At 67.1% G+C, this 2,068-nt stretch carries 2 protein-coding genes and 2 pseudogenes; 3 read left to right on the top strand and 1 reads right to left on the bottom strand.

Features of this window, described 5'->3' with window-relative positions; all coding sequences use genetic code 11:
• Positions 1–184, bottom strand: a pseudogene (locus JCM9942_RS14585) (kinase); the annotation flags it as partial.
• A 42-nt stretch (positions 185–226) separates the two neighbouring features.
• On the opposite strand from JCM9942_RS14585, the pseudogene pdxH reads away from it, so the two are divergent.
• From pdxH to JCM9942_RS14570, 3 genes and pseudogenes are all read left to right on the top strand, one after another.
• Positions 227–825, top strand: a pseudogene (gene pdxH / locus JCM9942_RS14580) (pyridoxamine 5'-phosphate oxidase).
• 99 nt (positions 826–924) lie between these two features.
• Positions 925–1,269: a YqfO family protein gene (locus JCM9942_RS14575; RefSeq protein WP_054660550.1), complete on the top strand. Its 345-nt coding sequence runs from the start codon at positions 925–927 to the stop codon at positions 1,267–1,269.
• Positions 1,266–2,068, top strand: an 803-nt coding sequence (locus JCM9942_RS14570) for a cobalamin-binding protein (protein ID WP_425478357.1), incomplete at its 3' end; no start/stop codon positions are given. The genes JCM9942_RS14575 and JCM9942_RS14570, both read left to right, overlap by 4 nt.

Below are 2,068 nucleotides of genomic sequence, written 5' to 3'. Positions count from 1 at the left end.
GCAGGCCGCGGCCGCCGGCCAGCTCCACCACCTGTGCGGCCAGCGTGGATTTGCCGCTGCCCTGCAACCCGCTGATCGCCAGGATCGGGGTGGTCCTGCCGCTGCATAGCGCGTCGTCGAGGGCCTGTGTGACCAGCGTATCGGCGAAGCGGCGGACGGAGAAACGGTGCGGAACCGGTGACATGGCGCCACAATAGCCCAAACCCGTGCTGTTCGAAGTGGAGCCATGACCGATCTTTACGCAGAAGCGCTTGCCACCTTCGCCTCGCTGTTCGCGGAGGCCAAGGCCAGCCAGGAAATCGATGCCACGGCGATGACGGTGGCCACCGCCGATATCGACGGCCGTCCATCGGCACGCACCGTGCTGCTCAAAGCCTTCGATGAGCGCGGTTTCGTGTTCTACACCCATCTGGACAGCCGCAAGGGCCGCGAACTGCACGAAAACCGGCAGGTCGCGCTGTTGTTTCTGTGGCGCAGCTGCGCGAGGCCGGCATCCAGGTGCGGGTGGAAGGTGATGCCCAGCTGGTATCGGCCACCGAAGCCGATGCCTATTTCGCCACACGGCCGCGTATGAGCCAGATCGGCGCCTGGGCCTCGGCGCAATCGCAGCCGCTGGCCTCGCGCGAGGAGTTCGAGCAGCGGCTGGCCAGTTTCGAGGCGCGCTTCGAAGGACGCGAAGTGCCGCGCCCCGACGGCTGGGGCGGCATCCGCGTGGTGCCGCGACGCATCGAGTTCTGGTACGGCGCCGACTTCCGCCTGCACGAACGCTGGTGCTATGAAGCTGATGCCGGCGGCAGCTGGAGCAAGCAGCTGCTGTACCCGTGAGCCGGTGATGCGCGGCGCAGTGGTGACCTCGCGGATTTGCAGCGCCGCGCCGGGCGGAGGCGTCTTGGCGCGTCGTCCAGGTCATTGGCGGTCAGACTCATGACCCTGCATCCGCTCTACCGCATCACCGTGTTCGTACCGCCGGCGCATCTGCAGGCGCTCAAGGACGCGATCCTGGCAGTGGACGATCTGTCCGCCGGAGGTTATTCGCACGGCATGTGGGAATCGGCACCGGGGCAGGAGCAGTTCCGCGTGCTGCCAGGCACGCACAGCGCTATCGGACAGCCCGGCGCGCTGGTGCGCGAAGCCAGTGTGCGTCTGGAGTTCTGCATCCCGCGTGATGCCGCGCGCCTGCAACGGTTGCTGGAGGACGGCATCGCCGCCCATCACCCGTGGAACAGCCCGGCGGTATTCGTCGATACCACGGAGTTCGCAAGCCCATGATCGGCCCGCGCCGCATTGTCTGCCTGACCGAAGAGCCGACCGAAACGCTGTACGCATTGGGCGAGCAGGACCGTATCGTCGGGATCAGTGGTTTCACCGTGCGGCCGCCGCAGGCGCGGCGCGACAAGCCCAAGGTCAGCGCCTTCACCAGTGCCAAGGTGGATGAGATCCTCAAGCTCCAGCCGGATCTGGCCATCGGTTTTTCCGATATCCAGGCCGATATCGCCGCCGAGCTGATCCGCAACGGCGTGGAGGTGTGGATTTCCAATCACCGCAGCGTCGCCGGCATCCTCGATTACATCCGCCGGCTCGGTGCGCTGGTCGGGGTGGCGCAACGGGCGTACGACTATGCCGACCAGCTGCAGCGCGGGCTCGATGCCATCGCCACGCAGGCGGCGACGTTGCCGCGGCGGCCGCGCGTCTATGTCGAGGAATGGGACGAGCCGATCATCACCGGCATCCAGTGGGGCGCCGAGCTGGTGGAGATCGCCGGCGGTATCGATGTGTTTCCGGAGCTGTCGCGCGAGCCGCTGGCCAAGGCCCGGATTCTGGCTGACGGTGATCCGGTGATCGCGCGCAACCCGGAGATCATCATCGGTTCGTGGTGCGGCAAGAAATTCCGCCCGGAGAAAGTCGCGGCGCGCCCGAGCTGGGAGGCGATCACCGCGGTGCGCGACGGCGAACTGCACGAGATCAAGTCGCCGCTGATCCTGCAGCCGGGCCCGGCGGCGTTGACCGATGGCGTGGGCGCGATCGCCGCGATCATCCAAGCGTGGGCTCAGCGACAGGCTGAGTGGGG

Origin of the sequence: Stenotrophomonas pictorum JCM 9942 (assembly GCF_001310775.1) — a bacterium.
Taxonomy (GTDB): domain Bacteria; phylum Pseudomonadota; class Gammaproteobacteria; order Xanthomonadales; family Xanthomonadaceae; genus Stenotrophomonas; species Stenotrophomonas pictorum.
This window is presented reverse-complemented; position numbering and strand designations above follow the sequence as displayed.

Bases quoted from the DNA above. Each gene is read 5' to 3' on its own strand.
- JCM9942_RS14575 (WP_054660550.1), top strand. From the start codon at position 925: ATGACCCTGCATCCGCTCTACCGCATCACCGTGTTCGTACCGCCGGCG.